General features: G+C 49.7%; 16 protein-coding genes. 11 read left to right on the top strand and 5 right to left on the bottom strand.

What is annotated here, in order from left to right; genetic code table 11:
• The first annotated feature begins 95 nt into the window (after positions 1-95).
• From ACYU8Y_RS25995 to ACYU8Y_RS25970, 6 genes are all read left to right on the top strand, one after another.
• Positions 96-461 (top strand): response regulator, encoded by a 366-nt coding sequence (locus tag ACYU8Y_RS25995; RefSeq protein ID WP_460941092.1) that lies wholly within the window; start codon positions 96-98, stop codon positions 459-461.
• Positions 462-470: 9 nt separating this feature from the next.
• Positions 471-1,280, top strand: coding sequence for a CheR family methyltransferase (locus ACYU8Y_RS25990; protein WP_460941091.1), 810 nt, complete (start codon positions 471-473; stop codon positions 1,278-1,280).
• Positions 1,262-1,852 (top strand): chemotaxis protein CheB, encoded by a 591-nt coding sequence (locus tag ACYU8Y_RS25985; protein ID WP_460941090.1) that lies wholly within the window; start codon positions 1,262-1,264, stop codon positions 1,850-1,852. The genes ACYU8Y_RS25990 and ACYU8Y_RS25985 overlap by 19 nt, the downstream gene beginning before the upstream one ends.
• Before the next feature lie 145 nt (positions 1,853-1,997).
• Positions 1,998-5,405 carry a response regulator gene (locus ACYU8Y_RS25980; protein WP_460941089.1) on the top strand — a complete coding sequence of 1,136 codons (3,408 nt, stop codon included), beginning with the start codon at positions 1,998-2,000 and terminating at the stop codon, positions 5,403-5,405.
• Between the two features lie 2 nt (positions 5,406-5,407).
• Positions 5,408-6,235 (top strand): CheR family methyltransferase, encoded by an 828-nt coding sequence (locus ACYU8Y_RS25975; RefSeq protein ID WP_460941088.1) that lies wholly within the window; start codon positions 5,408-5,410, stop codon positions 6,233-6,235.
• A 108-nt stretch (positions 6,236-6,343) separates the two neighbouring features.
• Positions 6,344-7,474, top strand: coding sequence for a hybrid sensor histidine kinase/response regulator (locus ACYU8Y_RS25970; protein ID WP_460941087.1), 1,131 nt, complete (start codon positions 6,344-6,346; stop codon positions 7,472-7,474).
• 66 nt (positions 7,475-7,540) lie between these two features.
• On the opposite strand, the gene ACYU8Y_RS25965 is transcribed toward ACYU8Y_RS25970, so the two are convergent.
• Positions 7,541-7,861: a hypothetical protein gene (locus ACYU8Y_RS25965; RefSeq protein WP_460941086.1), complete on the bottom strand. Its 321-nt coding sequence runs from the start codon at positions 7,859-7,861 to the stop codon at positions 7,541-7,543.
• 373 nt (positions 7,862-8,234) lie between these two features.
• On the opposite strand from ACYU8Y_RS25965, the gene ACYU8Y_RS25960 reads away from it, so the two are divergent.
• From ACYU8Y_RS25960 to ACYU8Y_RS25950, 3 genes are all read left to right on the top strand, one after another.
• Positions 8,235-8,669, top strand: coding sequence for a response regulator transcription factor (locus tag ACYU8Y_RS25960; protein ID WP_460941085.1), 435 nt, complete (start codon positions 8,235-8,237; stop codon positions 8,667-8,669).
• A 31-nt stretch (positions 8,670-8,700) separates the two neighbouring features.
• Complete coding sequence (locus ACYU8Y_RS25955; protein WP_460941084.1) at positions 8,701-9,867, top strand: sugar transferase; 1,167 nt, start codon at positions 8,701-8,703, stop codon at positions 9,865-9,867.
• Positions 9,868-10,051: 184 nt separating this feature from the next.
• The gene (locus ACYU8Y_RS25950; protein WP_460941083.1) at positions 10,052-11,278 is read left to right on the top strand and encodes a glycosyltransferase family 2 protein; all 1,227 of its coding nucleotides are present in this window, start codon (positions 10,052-10,054) and stop codon (positions 11,276-11,278) included.
• 39 nt (positions 11,279-11,317) lie between these two features.
• Here ACYU8Y_RS25950 and ACYU8Y_RS25945 read toward each other — a convergent pair whose 3' ends face one another.
• The 3 genes from ACYU8Y_RS25945 to ACYU8Y_RS25935 all read right to left on the bottom strand — a co-directional run bounded on the left by ACYU8Y_RS25945 (position 11,318) and on the right by ACYU8Y_RS25935 (position 14,398).
• On the bottom strand, positions 11,318-11,761 hold the full coding sequence (locus tag ACYU8Y_RS25945; protein WP_460941082.1) for a hypothetical protein: 444 nt from the start codon (positions 11,759-11,761) through the stop codon (positions 11,318-11,320).
• A 96-nt stretch (positions 11,762-11,857) separates the two neighbouring features.
• Complete coding sequence (locus ACYU8Y_RS25940) at positions 11,858-13,084, bottom strand: sensor histidine kinase (protein ID WP_460941081.1); 1,227 nt, start codon at positions 13,082-13,084, stop codon at positions 11,858-11,860.
• A 105-nt stretch (positions 13,085-13,189) separates the two neighbouring features.
• Positions 13,190-14,398 (bottom strand): acyl-CoA dehydrogenase family protein, encoded by a 1,209-nt coding sequence (locus tag ACYU8Y_RS25935; protein ID WP_460941080.1) that lies wholly within the window; start codon positions 14,396-14,398, stop codon positions 13,190-13,192.
• A 285-nt stretch (positions 14,399-14,683) separates the two neighbouring features.
• Here ACYU8Y_RS25935 and ACYU8Y_RS25930 point away from each other — a divergent pair, with 285 nt between their 5' ends.
• The gene (locus tag ACYU8Y_RS25930) at positions 14,684-15,019 is read left to right on the top strand and encodes a Bor/Iss family lipoprotein (protein WP_460941079.1); all 336 of its coding nucleotides are present in this window, start codon (positions 14,684-14,686) and stop codon (positions 15,017-15,019) included.
• 27 nt (positions 15,020-15,046) lie between these two features.
• Positions 15,047-16,570, top strand: coding sequence for an FAD-binding protein (locus ACYU8Y_RS25925; RefSeq protein WP_460941078.1), 1,524 nt, complete (start codon positions 15,047-15,049; stop codon positions 16,568-16,570).
• Between the two features lie 98 nt (positions 16,571-16,668).
• Here the strand turns inward: ACYU8Y_RS25925 and ACYU8Y_RS25920 are convergent, their stop codons facing one another.
• Positions 16,669-18,600 (bottom strand): glycoside hydrolase family 88 protein, encoded by a 1,932-nt coding sequence (locus ACYU8Y_RS25920; protein ID WP_460941077.1) that lies wholly within the window; start codon positions 18,598-18,600, stop codon positions 16,669-16,671.
• Positions 18,601-18,824: the final 224 nt, after the last annotated feature.

Genomic DNA, 18,824 nt, shown 5'->3' with positions numbered 1-18,824 from the left:
GCAAAGCTCACTGATTTCCGGGCTCAGCGGGGCAAAGCGGGTAGCGTAAGGTAGGTAAAATCTCTTTGTATCCAAACAGAAGAACACGTAACAAAATGGATAAAAAACGGGTATTAATCGTTGATGATGATCCCAGAAATATTTTTGCGCTGAAGGCGACGCTCCAGGCAAAATCATTCTACTGTATAGCTTGCAGTAGCGCTCAGGAAGCGATTGAGCTCTTACAAACCAACGAAGTTATCGACGCGATTCTTATGGATATGATGATGCCCGAAATGGATGGTTACGAAGCCATTCCACGTATCAAGAATCTAGATAACCGAGCCAGCACGCCTATTTTCGCCGTAACTGCCCAAGCCATGCTGGGTGATCGGGAAAAGTGCCTGCGGGCGGGCGCTACAGACTATATACCCAAACCAATTGATGTCGATCGGCTGGTGCTGCTGCTATCGGATATTTAAGCAACGACCATGATTGAAGAGCCAGAAGTTGATCTTTTACTGACCGATCTGCTCGATATTTACGGGTACGACTTCACCCACTATTCAAGGGCATCCCTGAAACGTCGGATCAATCGGATATGGACTCTGGACAAGTTTCCGAGCTTCGCCGAGTTGCGCTACCGAGTTCGGTCGGATGCGGATTATTTAAAGCGCTTCGTGGAAGAACTCACCGTCAACGTGACCGAAATGTTTCGGGACCCGCTGTTCTATAAAACACTCCGCACCGAAGTGCTGCCCACCTTGTCGGCTAAACCGTTTATCCGAATCTGGCATGCAGGCTGCTCCACGGGCGAAGAGGTTTTTTCGATGGCTATTCTACTCAGTGAAGCGAACTTACTTCACAAATCGTTACTCTACGCAACGGACCTGAATCCTGAAGTTCTGGAAACTGCCCGGAAAGGCATTTTTACCATGGCTCCCATGAAGCAGTATTCAGAAAGCTACATACAATCTGGCGGCATAAACGATTTTTCGTCGTACTACACAGCCCAGTACGGCTACGTCAAGTTTCGAAGTGACCTGGCCGAAAAAATGGTTTTTTCGACCCACAACCTGGTATCGGATCGGTCGTTCAACGAATTTGACCTGATCATGTGCCGAAATGTGCTGATCTACTTTGATAAAGCCCTTCAGCAGCGGGTTATGAGCCTTTTCGAGGAAAGTCTCGGTACGTTGGGGTATCTCGCTTTGGGCGCGAAAGAAACGCTGAAATTCTCAACGTTACAGCCGCGATTCAAGCAAATAGGTAGCGAAAAGATATGGCGGAAAATAAACTGACTCATCCTTGTGAAGCCGTTGTGATTGGGGGCTCAACGGGAAGCATTGAAGTCTTACTCAGTCTGCTGCCCCAGTTGCCCGTCCCTTTACCGTTTGCCCTTATCATTGTGGTGCATCGTAAAAACACGGCTGACTCTACCCTGGCTAATCTGCTTGCGCTTAGAACAACGAGTCCACTCGGCGAGGTAGATGATAAAGATGTGATTAAGCCAGGCACGATCTATCTGGCCCCTGCCGACTACCATCTATTGATTGAACAGAACAAAGTAGCAGCCCTCGATGACTCCGAAAAAGTAAACTACAGCCGTCCTTCCATCGACGTTACGTTCGAATCAGCCGCTGACGTCTACGGGCCTAGTTTGGTGGGCATTTTATTGTCGGGGGCCAATGCGGATGGCAGCAAGGGAATGGCAGCGATAAAGAAAACAGGCGGTACACTGGTGGTTCAGCAGCCCGAAACAGCCCTGGTTGGTTTTATGCCGCAACAGGCCATGTTGACTAATGAGGTAGACTATATTCTGGATGTGCCCGGCCTGATTGCCTTTTTAAATTCACTGACCAAGGTCTACTAAGTTTCTGCCTTTTAGGGTTTTTCGGAGCCATTAAGTATAACTACTTAATTTATTTCGATAACATATAAGCAATTTTAACTAAATCAATTTGTTTTTGTTTTTAAGATAAAGTATCTTTATTGTTTATAATAATGAACAATAGTAGATGATTAAATCACTAACGGGCCGAATATACCTTGGCGCTGCCCTTACGTTTATAACAGTACCCGTAATCATTCTACTTTATTTTAGTGCTTTTCGCCGACATGATGCGCTTCTGGCTCATTCGACACAAATTGAAAAAATCACTGCACATCTGACCAGCCTCGAAGTGGCGTTACTTGAGTTAAAGAGCAGTCCGCGAAACGCTATTACGCCCTCTTCTGCCGCTGAACGTTCGCCCGCCCACTTCACCGTATCGACCATAGAACGAAATTTAAGCGAGCTAAAGGATTTGCTAGCCTCTGAGCCATATCAGTTCAATCGGTTCAACCAGGTTGAACGAGGAACAATGGCTTATCTGTCAGGCGATACTGCCCAGCTAAAATCAATTCGGGAACAACTGAACCAGATTAAGCAGCAGGCGAAGCACGACTTGCTGGAAAGACAGGAAAAAGAAGCGGATACGGATTACACAGAGGAGTGCGCCATGTGGGTAGCTGTCCTGATAGCTGTCGTCAATATTGCCATTTTGATTCTGGTCATTTTTGAAGAATTCCGAAAACGTCGACGGGCCGAACGGGAGTTGAAGGAAAACCTTGCGAAGCTGCAAACCTATAATCAGGAGAGCGAAGAACGAAACTGGCAACTTACTGGTCTATCGGCCATTGGCCAAAGTTTACAGGAGCAGGAGAGCCCGCAGGATATAGCCAGAAATATCATTACTACCCTGGTCGATCACCTCGACTTACCGGCAGGCGCTGTTTACCTGTTCAATTCTGCCGAACGCCGGTTGGAGCGCGTTGCCGCTATTGGCTTACCGGCTGATGTGTCCTGCTCCTTTGGCCTGGATGAAGGGCTGGTAGGTCAGGCTAGCCAGGGTCAAAAAATCATGATAATTAACCAGATTCCATCTGGATACTGGGCACTACAATCAGGTAGTGGTGAGGCTCAGCCGGGTCAGTTAGTGCTGGTTCCATTGTGGTATCGGAAGAATCGGGAATTGATTGGCGTACTCGAACTAGCCGCCTTTCGAACGCTGGAACCAACGGCCATAGCCCTGCTCAAACGGTTGATGGAGCCATTAGCGGTTGCCATTAATTCGTCCCAAACGCATGTGCAGGTGCGGGCTCTGCTCGAACAGCTACAACAGCAGAACGAACTGGTAGCGAATCAGCAGGAAGAACTTCGCCAGTCAAATGAATCGCTCATGCGGCAGGCCGAAAGTTTACAGGAATCGGAAGAGGAAATGAAGGTTCAGCAGGAAGAACTCCGGCAGATCAATGCGGAACTGGTCGAGAAAAACGAAACGGTCGAAATTTCGCGGCAGTCCCTGTCCTTAAAAGCGCGCGAGCTGGAGGTGAGCAGTAAGTACAAATCTGCCTTCTTGGCCAATATGTCGCACGAGCTACGGACCCCCCTGAACAGTGTACTTATTCTGGCTAAACTACTGGCCGACAATAAACCCAACAACCTGACCTCAAAGCAAATCGAATATGCCAACGTCATTCATAAATCGGGCAACGATTTGCTGGATCTCATCAACGACATTCTGGACCTGGCCAAAATTGAGGCAGGTCACATCGACGTACAGTACGAACCAGTTTCGGTGAAAAGTGTCGTTCGGGATTTGAGCCAGCTATTTACGGTAGTGGCCGAAGAGAAAAAAGTGCAACTCCTGACAACCGTCCAGGAATCGGTCCCGAAGGAAATAGTCACCGACCGGCTTCGGCTGGGGCAGATCCTTAAAAACCTGTTGTCCAACGCCTTCAAGTTTACCCCTACCGACGGCCGGATTGCGTTAACCTTCTCCATTGCGGCTAATGCTTCGCTCACCCGACAGGAGCTCCGGCGCGAAGACGCCCTGCTGGCTATTTCGGTGTCGGATACGGGCATTGGCATTCCGCCCGATAAACAGCAGCTTATTTTCGAAGCCTTTCAGCAGGTCGATGGGTCAACCAGCCGTAAATACGGCGGAACGGGCCTGGGCTTATCCATTAGTCGGGAACTGATCAAACGCCTGGGTGGCGAAATTACCCTGGAAAGCGAAGAAGGTACCGGAAGCACCTTTACGATCTGGCTGCCGCTCGCTGGCCCTGATTCGGAGCCGACCGAATCGATACAGATCAAAGCTGATAAGGCCTACTGGAACACATCAGCCAATGCGGACAGCAAACCAACACCCGTGGCGCAGCAGAATACCGTGGCCGACGACCGGGACAACCTCAGCAAAGGCGATAAAGTAATGCTCATTATTGAAGACGATGTTCGTTTCGCCAGCATCGTCCGGGACTTCTCGCGGTCAAAAGGATACAAGGCGCTCATTGCCTTACAGGGCGACGAAGGTCTTGCCTACGCCCGCCGGTATGAGCCGTCCGCCATCATCCTCGACTTGCAGTTGCCTGTACTCGATGGCGTAAGCATATTGAGAATTCTGAAAGATGATGCACACCTGAAGCACATTCCGGTTCATGTCATATCGGCCAGCGACGAGCCAAAACAGGCTCTGCCGGGAGCGCTGGCCTACATTCAGAAACCGTTGAAAAAACAGGACCTGGACGATGCGTTTACGCGAATCAGTAACCGCTTTGCCGAGCAACTGAAAAATGTGCTGGTTCTATCCGGCGATTACCTGCCCGACAATTCACTAACCAAGCTCATCAACGAACGACACTTCGATATTACCTGCGATTATGCGGTACTGGATGACAAAGCGCTGCAACGCGTGCATGACAAGGCCTATGACTGTGTTATCGCCGACATTGGCAAAGACCTGGATCGGGGCATCCTGACTTTACGCCAACTGCAAGATGCCATGATGGAAAACCAGATTCCGGTTATTATCTACCTCGACAATGAACTCTCCAGTTTCGACGAATTGCAGCTGAAGAAACTGTCGGATACCGTTGTGCACGATTCCGTTCAGGCTAAGGACCGGCTCATGGATCAGTTGGAGCTTTTCCTCTATAAGGTTCAGGAGCGAAACGTTATGGAACCGTTGCCCACGCCGGGCAATCAGCCAGCACCAGCGCAGGCGGACTGGGCCGGAAAAACCGTATTGCTGGTCGACGATGACATGCGTAACGTATTCTCGATCAGCACCTTGCTCGAAGAAAAGAAACTTACTGTCATTACTGCCAGCGATGGACAGGAAGCACTCAATGCGCTGGACGAGCAACCTCAGGTAGACCTCGTTCTAATGGATATTATGATGCCAAATATGGATGGTTATGAAGCCACCCGACGAATTCGCCTGGACAACCGCTTTACCAAACTGCCAATTATTGCCCTCACGGCCAAAGCCATGGCTGGCGATCGCGAAAAATGCCTGGAAGCCGGAGCTTCCGACTACATCACCAAGCCAATCGATACCAACCAGTTACTGGAGCGAATGCACAACTGGATACCCGCCTAATTATGAAACCCGATGTTGAACTGAGTACGGCCGAGCTGGATGATATTCTGACGCTTGTGCGGGTCGTTTATGGGTACGATTTCTCCAACTATGCGCAGGCATCGCTTAAACGTCGAATCCTGCGCTGTATGAGTTTGGTCAATATTCAGACGATTTTCGCGCTTCGGTTTCAGCTCGCCAACGACGCGACATTCTTTGCCTGGTTTTTACAGACCATCATGGTGAACGTGACCGAGATGTTTCGCGACCCTCCTTTTTATACCAATCTCCGTGAAAAAGTATTTCCCCTGTTAGCCTCGTATCCAATCATCAAAATCTGGCACGCGGGCTGTTCTACGGGCGAGGAAGTTTACTCGATGGCGATTCTGTTGAAAGAAGCGAACCTACTGGAACGCTGTCGGATGTACGCCACCGACCTCAATGGGGCCAATCTGGAAAAGGCCCGGCTGGGTCTCATTCCGGCCCAGTACATCGACGAGTACGCCCTTAACTACAAACAGGCCGGCGGTAACACTGACTTGTCAACGTATTACACCCTGGAAGGCGACCAGGCCGTTATGAATAAAAATCTGAGAGACTCGATCCTGTTTGCCCAGCATAACCTGGTGACCGACCGTGTCTTCAACGAGTTCCAACTGGTTTGTTGCCGCAACGTGCTTATCTATTTCAACAAAGATTTGCAAAACCACGTTATCCGGCTTTTTCATGACAGTCTGGCTTCGTTGGGTTACCTGGCGATCGGCTCGAAAGAATCGCTCCTGTTTGCAGACGTGCAAGATCAGTTTGAACCCATCTGTGCCGATAACAAAATTTATCGACGCACCCGCTAGAACGCACTCGCATACCGACCCAACTAGTTATTCAAACAATTATACATCCTCTATACCCTCCCCACCTGAATGAACACCTGTTATTGGCAAACCCCTGATTAGTAGTGTATGACGTTTCCTTCTACGAAGCAACCAATTCCATTTACCATTCTTTTGGTCGACGATCGACCCGAAAATCTTCTCGTTCTGGAAGAACTCCTGGACAATGGCAACCGGCAGTTTATTAAAGCAACATCGGGCAATGAAGCCCTGAAATATGCCCTGAAAAACGATCAGATTGGCCTCATTATGCTGGACGTGCAAATGCCCGACATGGATGGATTTGAAGTGGCCAAATTCTTGAAAACCAATCCGAAAACCCGCGACATTTCCATCATTTTCGTAACGGCGATCAATAAAGATGAACAGTATGTACTGAAAGGCTTTGAAGAAGGGGCTGTCGATTATTTATCCAAACCGCTGGACAGCGACATTACCAAAGCCAAAGTAAACGTATTTGAACAGCTGTGGCTCTACCAGCAGGCCCTAAAGCGGTCGGCAACCGAATTGGCTACCATTAATAAACAGCTTGAAAAGTTCGTCTATATAGTTGCTCATGACCTCAAGTCGCCACTTACAGGGCTGATATCCCTGTTATATATGATCGAAGGGGTAAACGAGAATCAGCCAATCGGTCAGCAGGAGCTGGCTCGCTACCTGGCCGATTTGAAAGAGACCGGCTATCACCTGTCGTCCATGATCAGTACTATCCTGGACTATTCGCGACAGAGCGTTGATCAGCAGTCGTTCGAAGAGATAGACGTTTCTGAACTAGTCGCGCAAACCATTCACCTGCTCTTTCCGCCAAAACATATTCAGGTGAACGTCATTGAGCCAATGCCGGTCCTGCTGACCAAGAAAGTGAAGTTACAGCAAGTCTTTCAAAACCTGCTGAGCAATGCGATCAAATACAATGATAAAGCCCAGGGACGGATTGATGTTGGCTGGCATGATAAAGGGGATTTCGCCGAATTCTACGTCCGCGACAATGGTCCCGGCATGACCACCGAACAACAAACCAAACTCTTTCGGCTTTTCCAGCCAAGCGGCCAGTCGCAGCACGAAAGCAGTACGGGAGTTGGCCTCAATATCCTTAAAATGCTGGTGGAAGAGCAAGGCGGGGCGATCAAGGTAATTACCGGGCCGGGAGAAGGTTGCACAGTTTTGTTTAACTGGCGAAAACGACCGTTAAAGGTCTGACCTCAAAAAACATGCCTCTGACTGTAGTTCGCAAACTGCGGTCAGAGGCACGGCCGTATCTATGGGTTAAGCAATATCTAAAACTGAATGATGAAGCCTGGCACTCTGGATTGGCTTGATAACCTTTAACTGAGTTAGTAAAACCCGGTCAGACTCAGCGGTATGCTGCTGAAGGTAGTTTTCCAGCGTGCCGTAGGTATCCTTAACGAAATTAGGATGCAGGCTATAGTAGTGTTGTATAGAGGTAACGATCTGCCTAAGCCGATGAAGTTTGTTAATCTGTGTTTGCAACTTATCAGAGTTGGCCCGATCAAAACATGCGGTGACCACCCATTGAAACAGTATCTGCACGATCAATTTATAGACCCTCCAAACCATAGCTGCCATGAATCTGTCGACTTTAGTTACCACTAACATATTAAAATATCTATTTGTTTACAATTATATATTTTTGTAACTAAAAGTCATTGATGATTTTGTGAAAATCACGTGGTGACGCGCAGGAACTCCAGGCTCGCAGGCGCTATCGCTTGACCAAAAATCATGTAACTAATTATAAAAAATTAGCTAATTATGGTTTATTCATACGTGAAAGAATGCATTACCTATGTAACTGACATAGAGCGTAAAGCATCTTGTCTCGCAAAAAAGGCCTTCTAATCAATAAGGGCCGTTTTTATTTATTTATTTACTATTTAATAAACTATAAGTTAACTATATTTGACTGCTTTCCTCATATTCTCTATTAAACTACATCCTGATGGAAAATCGATATCATATCTTACATGTTGATGATGACGTCTATATAAGAAAGATCATCCAGCATACATTCAGCGCAGAATTCGAACTGAGCTCCTGCACAAACGGCATTGAAGCCATGGCCTGGCTTGAAAAAGGAAACATCCCGGACATCATCCTCACGGATCTACGGATGCCTCATCTGGATGGTCAGGAGTTGATCAATCTGATCAGAGCAGGTTCACTGTATCGGAATGTTCCCATTATTGTGCTGTCGAGTATGGAAGACAGTGCCTTAAAAATTAGCTGCATCGAGCAGGGAGCCGATGACTTTATTGTAAAACCATTTAACCCATTGGAGGTAAAAGCCAAAATCAAAGCTCTGCTGCGCCGGACTGCTGAACGCCAGAATTTTCGCTCCGATTTCGACTCGACGCGCTTGAGCCCACTTCGATAGGCCTTTTCCCTTTTCCTAAACTAGCATGTTTTTGGAATCCACAACTCAGGAAAGCGATTTCCACGTCATGTATGTAGAAAGCGATCCGGTAAGATCGTTTGACTTTGCCCAGACTTTTTCGAAAATGGTTCACCTGACAGCCGTATCCAGCCGAGCAGAAGCCATCAGGCGGCTACAGGCCGGGGAAGCCGTCGATCTAGTCATTATCAATGATAACCTCGGAGGGCTCAAGTTTTTGAATACCGTCGATTCGAACCGAATCCAGTATGAGTTCTCGACGATGCTGCTCAGTTCCGAAGCTGAAACAGACATAAACATTCAGGCAGAAGGTAGACCAACGATTGACGTTTTCCCGCTTGAATTCGATGAAACAGCCCTCCGAAACCGGTTGACGTACCTGATTCGCCGAAAAAAATACAACGAGATCGGACATGAGTTGGAGAATGCGAAGAAACAACGCATTCCGATTGGCAAACGCCTTTTCGACATCATCCTGTCATTTGGGCTTCTGGTAGCCGTATCACCCATCCTGATCGTCGTAGCGATTTTGATTCGCCTTGATTCCAAAGGGCCTATCTTCTATAAGTCCCGGCGCATTGGTATGGGCTACAAGCTATTCGATATGTACAAATTCCGGACGATGCGCACCGGAGCCGATAAGCTGATTTCGGGTATGGCCTCGCAGAACATGTACAAATCAGCCGAGCCCGAACAGGCCCCCGACGAATTGTGCGAGTCCTGTAAACTGGCCAACACAAGCTGTCAGCGTCCTTTGTTCCAGGACAATATGCAGGTCTGTGAGATCCAGGTTCAACGCATGCGCCATGCCAAGGCCATGTTCATGAAGTTCAAGGAAGATCCTCGGGTAACCCGGCTCGGCAAGTTTTTGCGCAATACCAGCATCGACGAGTTACCACAGTTTTTCAATATTCTGAAAGGCGACATGTCGTTTGTTGGCAACCGGCCACTCCCCCCCTACGAAGCAGAAAAATTGACCACGAAAGCCTATGCCCGCCGTTTTGCCGCTCCCGCCGGTCTAACGGGACTCTGGCAGGTGACCAAACGAGGCAAGGCGGGCGTATCTGATCAGGAACGGATTCAACTGGATGCGCTGTATGCAAAGACGTACTCTTTCAAAACAGATCTGATTATTCTGATCAGAACGGTAAAGGCGGTATTCCAGAAAGAGAACGTATAAATTCGTGCTGTTTGTTTTGTTTAGTCAGGACCTGATACGTATCCGATGAAAGTAACCTTTACACGATAGCGGAACGTTTCCGATTCCCTTCCTTTGGTGAAGGCGTTGATTTTCCCATTTCAGAAGCAGTGGCTTGCCGGAACGTAGCAAACGACGGCTCCCTATTCTTCAATTGCTACTAATCATGCAGTTTTTTCTTCTCCTCTGTTTGGGCATTGTGGCTTACACCTACCTGGGCTACGGCGTTCTGATTACGTTACTGGTCAAAATTCGCACTATAATCAAGGGGCCTCGCCCTCTGGCCGATGACGATGCCTATGAGCCGATGGTGACACTGGTTATGGCAGCCTATAATGAAATGGGATGCCTGCCGGCCAAGCTCCAGAACTCCCGGGAACTGGATTACCCGGCGGGTAAGCTTCAGTTTCTGTTTGTAACCGAAGGATCGACCGATGGCTCTACGGCCTATCTGGAATCACTACGCCTGGGTGGCGACCACCAGATTGCCGTGCTGGGCGGTGACGAACGGGCGGGTAAGGTAGCCGCCATGAATAGAGCCATAACGCACGTCAGGACGCCAATCGTGATCTTTAGCGATGCGAACACGCAGCTCAACAGCCGGGCAATTCGCAACCTGGTGCGTCATTTTCGAAACGAGTCGGTAGGCGCGGTGGCAGGCGAAAAACGCATCGAGGTACTCGATAGTGAATCGGCTGCGGGATCGGGCGAGGGAATCTACTGGAAATATGAGTCGTATCTGAAACGTAAGGATGCGCAGCTACATACCGTTGTGGGCGCAGCGGGCGAATTATTTGCGGTACGAACCAACTTATACGAAACGGTTGAACCGGATACATTGCTGGACGACTTTATCATCTCGCTCCGAATCGCCGGACGAGGATACCGGGTTGAATATGAGCCTGATGCTTATGCGCTGGAGCGTCCCTCCTTCTCGATCGAGGAAGAAAAAAAACGCAAGGTACGCATTGCTGCCGGTGGCTTTCAGTCGATTATGCGGCTGCTGTATTTACTGAACGTTGTTCGATACGGTTGGCTTACCTTTCAGTACGTATCGCACCGGGTATTGCGTTGGGCAGTAACGCCCTTCTGCCTGCCCCTCATCTGGCTGGCCAACCTGGCTCTGCTCCTGCCTGTTCCGCCAGCGATAACGCCTACGTATCTGTTCTGGCTGCTCTTTTTTGTTGGTCAATGCCTTTTTTACGCTGCCGCTTACCTGGGCTACCGGCTGGAGCACCGCCAAATCCGGGTCAAAGCCTTGTTTGTACCCTTCTACTTTACTTTTATGAACGTCTGCGCCATTTTAGGTTTCCTGCGTTACTGGCGCGGTAACACATCGGGCATTTGGGAAAAAGCCAGACGCGCTGACGAAGTGGAGTTGAAGGTAAATTGATGAACAGCGTGCCAGAAAAGCAGGCGCTGTATGGGCAAACTATAAAAAGAAAGAATCGACCAGACGAAACGCATCAGCCGGCTCATTGGCACAGGTAGCACAGTAGGTTCCCCGTCCGTCAACAGGCCCTTCGTAGCCCAGAGGAAATGTCTTTTTGTAGGTGCCGTCTTCACTGACCATCGATAACGTTTCCTTTTTTCGATCGCGCAGAATCAGATATATCTTACTGGTGTTCCGGATTTTGACCATCAGGGCTTTCTGATTGCCTACGTTTTTGGTGCCGAGTACGTCCAGCTTATGACCCTCCTCATTTTTCTGGTAGGAATACGTGATGCCCCTGCCCGATTTTGTGCCGTTAAATGTTAGCTTCTCCCAGTCGGGGGTGGCATACGTACCAGCCATAAAAAAAGCAGATGTTTTCTGCTGCCCATAGCAAACTCCTACGAGTAACATCAACAATAGGGTTCCGCGTATTTTCTTCATATCAATCATATTTTGCCTACTAGACTCCTAGCCGTTTAGCTCTTAACCACGCTGATCAGGACAACCGCGCTTATCCGGCTCGATCACATAAGCTATTTATATTGGCAGGTATACGCTGAAAGTAGTTCCCTGATCGGGCTGGCTGCGGGCCGAAATGGCTCCACCATGATTCACCACTACCTTTTCACAAATGGCCAGGCCAATGCCCGTACCAGCGTATTTGCTGGTACCGTGCAGTCGTTGGAAAACCTGAAATATGCGTTCTACATATTTTTCGTCAAAGCCAATCCCGTTATCGGCTACGTCGATGCAGTAATAGGCCGCAGCCGCTCGAACGGGCCGCACGGTTGGCGGCAGATCCTCAGCAGCTACACGTCGGCTGCGTACCTTGATCACCGGCTCTATTCCCGGACGACCAAATTTGATGGCATTGCTCACTAAATTTTGAAAGAGTTGCGCCAGTTGCGAGGCATCACCCGTTACGCTCGGCAACGAATCGACCGTAACTACGGCTCCCGTTTCCTGGATTACTAATTCCAGATCATGGAGAACATAGGAAAAGACATCGGTCAACGATACCATCTCAGTACTCTCCTGACGGGTAGAAAGGCGGGAAAACGTGAGCAGATCTTTGATGAGTGTCGACATACGACGAGCTGCGCTCTGCATCCGTTCGAGATACATGGTTCCCTCACCCAACTGCGTTTCATACTGATCTCTCAATATGTCCCCAAACGATTGAATCTTACGGAGCGGCTCCTGCAAATCGTGCGAGGCTATGTAAGCAAATTCAGCCAGACTCTCATTCGATTTCTTGAGCTGTATATTAGTCTCTTTGAGTTCCTGTGTTCGTTCAGCAACCCGTTGTTCCAGCACGTCGGCACTTTGCTGTAGCGCTTCCTGGGCCTGTTTCAGTTCGGTAACCTCGAACACAATGCCATTAAAGCGTAGGATACGTCCTTCGTCGTTCAGTTTGGTCTTGCCTTTGGCCTGAATCCACCGGGGCGCATGTCCCTCCCAGAGCGTACGAAAGATAACATTATGGTCGCCGTTACTATGCGGACTCAATACGCTGGCGTTGGCCTCCGCAACCCGCTCCCGATCATCTGGATGCACCTGTGCCAGCAACACGGCCGGTGTAACTGACGCATCCTCGGGCAATCCGAACAACCGCTTGCAGATCGTTGACCACTGCGCCTGACCGGTTTCCATATTATAATCCCATGTTCCTACCTGAGCGGCTTGCAGAGCAAGCCGAAGCTGCTCATTTTCAAGAGCCACATCAGCGTCGAAAAGGGTTATTGTGCCCGTCATCTCACCCATCAGATTCCTTTTTTAACTGGCTAAGATAAAGTAAAATCAATTAGCGCTGACGGCTATTAAGGTGTCAATTAGGCAAATCTGATGTTGTGGAAGCCAAGCCGTTTATTATTTAAACGCGGGGATTCCGGTTATTTCAGCGCCTAAGATCAGCAACTGGATATCGTGCGTACCCTCGTAGGTACTTACCGATTCGAGATTCATCAGATGGCGCATAATCGGGTATTCGCCCGAAATACCCATAGCGCCCAGAATCTGACGGGCTTCGCGGGCTACCCGCAAGGCCATCTCAACATTGTTGCGCTTGGCCATTGAAATCTGCGCCACCGTTGCTCTATCCTCATTTTTAAGCACTCCAAGTCGCCAGCACAGCAGTTGTCCCTGCGTAATGTCGGTAAGCATTTCGGCCAGTTTTTTCTGTACCAGTTGGAAACTGGCAATGGGTTTGCCAAACTGTATCCGTTCGAGGGCATACCGCCGGGCTACCTCGTAACACTCCATAGCGGCTCCCAGAGCGCCCCAGCAAATGCCGTAACGGGCTTGCTCCAGGCACTTGAGCGCACTTTTCAGACCAAACGCTTCGGGTAGCAGGTTTTCCTTAGGAACCTGCACATCCTGAAAAATCAATTCACCAGTCGTGCTGGCCCGCAGCGACCACTTGTTTTTTATTTCGGCCGTGGTGAATCCTTCCATGCCCCGTTCCACAATTAGCCCGCGCACTTTACCCTGATCATTTCTTGCCCAGACAATGGCAATATCGGCAATGTCAGCATTAGTGATCCAGAGTTTCGAGCCGTTTAACAGGTAATAATCGCTTCGCTCGATAAAATTGCTTTCCATACCACCCGGATCGGAACCGTGGTTCGCTTCGGTCAATCCAAAGCACCCGATCAATTCGCCTGTGGCCAGACGGGGCAGGTATTTTTGCCGCTGTGCCTCCGACCCAAACGCCCAGATAGGATACATCACGAGCGAGTTTTGTACCGATACGCAGGAGCGCATCCCTGAGTCGCCCCGCTCAATTTCCTGCGTCATCAACCCATAGGAAATCTGATCGAGCCCACCACCCCCATATTCGGTAGGAATGGTAGCCCCAAAGACCCCGATCTGGCCGAACTTCGGGACAATATGGCGGGGAAATTCGGCCCGTTGCGCATACTCTTCAGCGATGGGCGTAATCTCGCGCTTGACAAAGTTACGTACGGCCGACCGAACAAGCTTGTGTTCGGCGGTCAGCAGATCATCGAGACAGTAGAAGTCGGGCGACTCAAACGAGTCAACCTTACTTCGGGACGAATTCAGGGAGGTTGATTGCATACTGGGTTAACTCAAAAAGCCAGGGCTTGTTGCCAAAATATTGATTTTTATCAGGTAGTCAAACCCCTGCAGATTTCACGTTCGTGCCAATACGAGATAACGTATACACTTAATTATCAATCGCTAAGCTTGTGCGAGCAGCTTAACCGCTCGCTAAGTATGCCCAGCCTTTTCCTCAATTAAATGGCCGACAAGCCGGATAGACCGGTATCTATACGCCACATGGGAAGGCGGGCTGCCTGACGCGCCTGCTCCCCTTCAATCAACCCAAAACCTGTCCCTGTCATGAGCCCAACCAAGCACCTGTTTGTTCGTCCGGTTTACCTGATTATGCTGCTCTTCGTGCTACAGGGCTGCTACCATTATCGCATTGCCACGTCAAGATTTGATCCCTCAACCGGTTACCAGAAAAAAACGGCCCATTCGTTTTTCTGGGGGTTGGTTCAGAACAATGTGGTTGCCACGGATTGCGACGCGCTTCATTTGAAAAGTCTCGACGAAGTTCGGATCACCAGCAACTTTGGTTATTCGGTCATTACCGTTGCCACGTTGGGCATCTGGAGTCCGGTTCAACTGGAGTGGAAGTGCCCCAAACCCTGCCCTCGCGAAGGCGAATTATAAAACTAGTCGATCAACCTCTTACAGACCATGATTATTCACCCGACCGGTCAGCGACAGTGGTCTCCACGTCATGAGACCTACACGCAGCCTATTGAAAATTTATACAATCTGGCCAATGACGACACCGGAAACGTAGTCGACGATTACAACACAACGACTAAAGGTATCCAGAACCTGATTGACGAAGCCATTCGAAAAAAGCGGCATCTCCGGGCGATCGGGGGTGAATGGTCGTTTACCAGGATTTCGGCTACCGATGGTATTTTACTAAACACGAAGCTGCTGAACATGACGATCCGGGTTACGTCGGCCAGCGTTCATAAACAGTATCCGAAAACCGCCGATGATTTGTATTTCTGCCAGTGTGGGGTGTCGGTGCAGGAAATCAGCGAGCGGCTGCACAAACGGAACCGCTCGCTATTGACATCGGGAGCCAGCAATGGACAAACCATTGCCGGTGCGTTGTCTACGGGCACGCATGGGTCCGCTTTCGACGTTGGCTCCATGTCGAATTTTGTGGTGGGTATACACCTTATCGTCAGCCCCACCCGGCACGTCTGGCTGGAGAAGGCATCGTATCCGGTCGCGTCAGCGTCGTTTGTAAAAAAGCTGAATGCCGAATTGGTTCGGGATGACGAGCTATTCAATGCGGCTCTGGTCAGCTTTGGCAGTTTTGGGGTTATGCACGGGGTTATGCTGGAAACGGCTCCCCTTTTTCTGTACGAATGCCACCGGGAACGGATGCTCATTGACGATGCGCTGTTAACGCTTATGCAAACGCTCGACTTTACCGGATCGTCCTTACCGAAGGGCGATGAGCGCCCCTATCACTTTCAGACCTTATTCAATCTGTATGATCTGAACAAGGGTGCTTTTGTAACCACTATGTATAAGCGGCCTTATACGGATCAGTACACACCACCAGCCATTGCCCTGCCCACCATCGGTCCCGGCGATGACGCGCCAACCTTTATCGGAACCATCACACAGGGCATTCCAGCGCTGGTGCCGGCGCTGGTAACCGCCCTGACCAACTCGCAATACAAGCCCTACGATAACCTGATGGGTACACATGGCGAAATTTTTTCCAATACCGATGTTCATGGCAAAGTTCTCAGCACAGCCATCGGCGTCGATTTAGCGGATGTAGTGCGAGTAAAAGACATTATCCTCTCCCTCAATGACACCAACGGTCCTTTTACGGGCGTGGTGGCTTTTCGGTATGTAAAAGGAACGGAGGCCCTTCTTGGCTTTACCAGATTTCCGACTACCTGCGTCATTGAGCTGGATGGCGTCTTCTCGACAAATACCCTCGCGTTTTGTGAAGTCCTTTGGAACACCCTGGAAGCCGAATCGATTCCGTTTTCATTTCACTGGGGTAAAATCCTCAACCTCACGAAAGCTCGCCTGCGCCTGATGTATTCCGATAGCCGCGTCGATCGGTGGATAGCTGCCCGGAATAAACTGATGCGCGACGAGGCCTGTATGGAAGTTTTCAGAAACGACGTAATGACCCAGTGGGGACTGGATACAGTTTTGCCAGTGGATTGATTCCAGGGTTCGTGTCCTCATGAACCCTACTCGCGTCAGCCAAACCGATCGGTTTGGCTGACCGCTCGAACCCAGGAAGGAGCTTTACAGGCGCAACCTCATTTGTGTTTCAACAGCCAGCTTGCTAATTCCTTAGCGGCTCCGAAGTTTTCGAATTTGGCAGGAATTCGTCGACCGTCGACATACTCATTGTAAAGCCACGGATCACCTACGGCGAAAACTCGTCCTTTCCCAACGGAAGCTACCCCCATGATGATATCGCCCCCATCGGTCACGGCGGCCTTTGCGGGAGACTTAATGTGGAGTGGAGCTAGCTCTTTAATATATACTGTCCGGGTTTTAGGGAAAATCTCATTTCCAGCGGGTATGGTTATTTGCCCCTGATCCCATTGTGTTCCCTGAACCATGTTTCGGTTTTCCGGCAGAAACTGCATCCCGAACCGAGCGGCCAGTTTATTAAAATGCGTATGCTCGCAATTCGACGTGTCGTTGGCCATCAGCACCAGTGTACCACCGGCTTCTACCCAACGGCCAATGGCCTTGATGTCCGATTCATTCACATAATTTGGTTTGGCCGTCTCCTTAGGCGTATCCGGGTCAACGATGATATACACGTCCACACCTTTCAGCGAGGCCACGGTTGGTGCTCCCGCTATCGTTGCGGTTTTCGCTCCCAGATTCTGGAAGATGGTTCCCCACCAGAAAAAACCGGAATGCTGCCGATCTTCCCAGGTGTAGTGAAACGGTTCCTGTTCGCCATCGATCCCCTTCCGAAACTCGTGATTAAAGTAATTATCGACGGCTACGGTTTTCCCCTGACCAATTGTCTGCTCACTGGCGATCTCCATCTCAACGCTGGCCATAATGAACGGACCAACCCCTTTCAAATCATCCTGACGCAACGGTTCACTCAGGTAATAGGCATAACTACCGTCGCGGTAGGGATTACCGCCCAAACCACCCACCAGCACTGTTTTCTCCAGATGGACCTGACCGTTGGCATCGGTCGAGATAAAGTTTTTCAGCATACCATCATAGCCTTTCCTGGCCGATGACGACATCGTCACGGGCAAATAGCCCATCCGAATGCTTTTCGCCAGCGCATACACAAACATCCCCGTACCGGAGGCTTCCAGGTAGTTGCCTTTATCGCCGAGCCGATCCGTAACCTGGTACCAGCAACCTGATTTTGGATCCTGGTACTTGACAATGGCGGGCAACGTTCGTTGAAGAATTGCGACCAACTCGCTCCGGCGTGGATACGACTGCGGCACATAATCCAGGACATCGACCAATGCCATGACGTACCAACCCATGGCCCGGCTCCAGAAATTGGGCGATTTCCCCGTTTGCTTATTCGCCCATTTCTGATCCCGGCTTTCATCCCAGCCGTGATAAAGCAGGCCCGTCTTTTCGTCGCGGGCGTGTTTTTCCATCCACACAAATTGATTGACGATATCGTCATAATCACTGGCCTTGCCGTACAAGCGGGTGTATTCTGCGTAAAACGGTTCGGCCATGTACAGGCCATCGAGCCACATCTGATACGGATACCGTTTCTTATGCCAGAAGCCCCCTTCGTTGGTGCGCGGCTGCTGGGCGATCTGCTTCCGCAATAAGTCAGCCGCTTTACGGTATTTTTCCTTACCGGGCAATGTTTGCTGGGAAAGCATCAGCAAGGATCGACCGGGCGTGATATAATCAATGTTGTACTCATCCAGTTTATACGTCTGGATATCACCCGTAGCGGTCACATACCGATCCATGTTTTTCTGGATATACTGGAAATAGCGATCGTCGGCGGTGCGATACCAAACCTGCCCGACTGCCTGCAGAATGACACCCATTTCATACTCCCAGTGGGCATCTTTACCTTCTTTCACGTACGCAATGGAATCGGCATTGTTGGCCATGATTGTCGACACCATGCGTTGCGACCAGGGCATACGTCGTTCGGATGAGGGCGTCGTTGGCTGAGCCAGTAGACTCTGACTGAAAAGCAACAGACAACCGAAAAGGCTATACTTCATTGTTATTTTCGCTCGTTAACTAGTCTACAATAGGCACTCAGGCTTGATTTCTACCCTATTGGCCAGCAGATAACCGGCGAAACAGCAGTGAGTAGATACCCTTATCGTAACGAATCCGATTGAAATAGCCTGAAAAGAACCCAAACAGATGCTCACCTGTTACTAAATTGCAGAAACCAATGCGGGCTTAAAATCCTCCTGGTTTCCAGACTGTTGATACGCAT

It is taken from the genome of Spirosoma humi, from assembly GCF_054776575.1.
Note: the sequence above shows the minus strand (reverse complement) of the source record. Positions and strands in the feature narration are given on the sequence as shown.

Bases quoted from the DNA above. Each gene is read 5' to 3' on its own strand.
- ACYU8Y_RS25930 (WP_460941079.1), top strand. From the start codon at position 14,684: ATGAGCCCAACCAAGCACCTGTTTGTTCGTCCGGTTTACCTGATTATG.
- ACYU8Y_RS25945 (WP_460941082.1), bottom strand. From the start codon at position 11,761: ATGAAGAAAATACGCGGAACCCTATTGTTGATGTTACTCGTAGGAGTT.
- ACYU8Y_RS25970 (WP_460941087.1), top strand. From the start codon at position 6,344: ATGACGTTTCCTTCTACGAAGCAACCAATTCCATTTACCATTCTTTTG.
- ACYU8Y_RS25980 (WP_460941089.1), top strand. From the start codon at position 1,998: ATGATTAAATCACTAACGGGCCGAATATACCTTGGCGCTGCCCTTACG.
- ACYU8Y_RS25940 (WP_460941081.1), bottom strand. From the start codon at position 13,084: ATGGGTGAGATGACGGGCACAATAACCCTTTTCGACGCTGATGTGGCT.
- ACYU8Y_RS25950 (WP_460941083.1), top strand. From the start codon at position 10,052: ATGCAGTTTTTTCTTCTCCTCTGTTTGGGCATTGTGGCTTACACCTAC.
- ACYU8Y_RS25975 (WP_460941088.1), top strand. From the start codon at position 5,408: ATGAAACCCGATGTTGAACTGAGTACGGCCGAGCTGGATGATATTCTG.
- ACYU8Y_RS25990 (WP_460941091.1), top strand. From the start codon at position 471: ATGATTGAAGAGCCAGAAGTTGATCTTTTACTGACCGATCTGCTCGAT.
- ACYU8Y_RS25985 (WP_460941090.1), top strand. From the start codon at position 1,262: ATGGCGGAAAATAAACTGACTCATCCTTGTGAAGCCGTTGTGATTGGG.
- ACYU8Y_RS25995 (WP_460941092.1), top strand. From the start codon at position 96: ATGGATAAAAAACGGGTATTAATCGTTGATGATGATCCCAGAAATATT.
- ACYU8Y_RS25925 (WP_460941078.1), top strand. From the start codon at position 15,047: ATGATTATTCACCCGACCGGTCAGCGACAGTGGTCTCCACGTCATGAG.
- ACYU8Y_RS25935 (WP_460941080.1), bottom strand. From the start codon at position 14,398: ATGCAATCAACCTCCCTGAATTCGTCCCGAAGTAAGGTTGACTCGTTT.
- ACYU8Y_RS25960 (WP_460941085.1), top strand. From the start codon at position 8,235: ATGGAAAATCGATATCATATCTTACATGTTGATGATGACGTCTATATA.
- ACYU8Y_RS25920 (WP_460941077.1), bottom strand. From the start codon at position 18,600: ATGAAGTATAGCCTTTTCGGTTGTCTGTTGCTTTTCAGTCAGAGTCTA.
- ACYU8Y_RS25965 (WP_460941086.1), bottom strand. From the start codon at position 7,861: ATGGCAGCTATGGTTTGGAGGGTCTATAAATTGATCGTGCAGATACTG.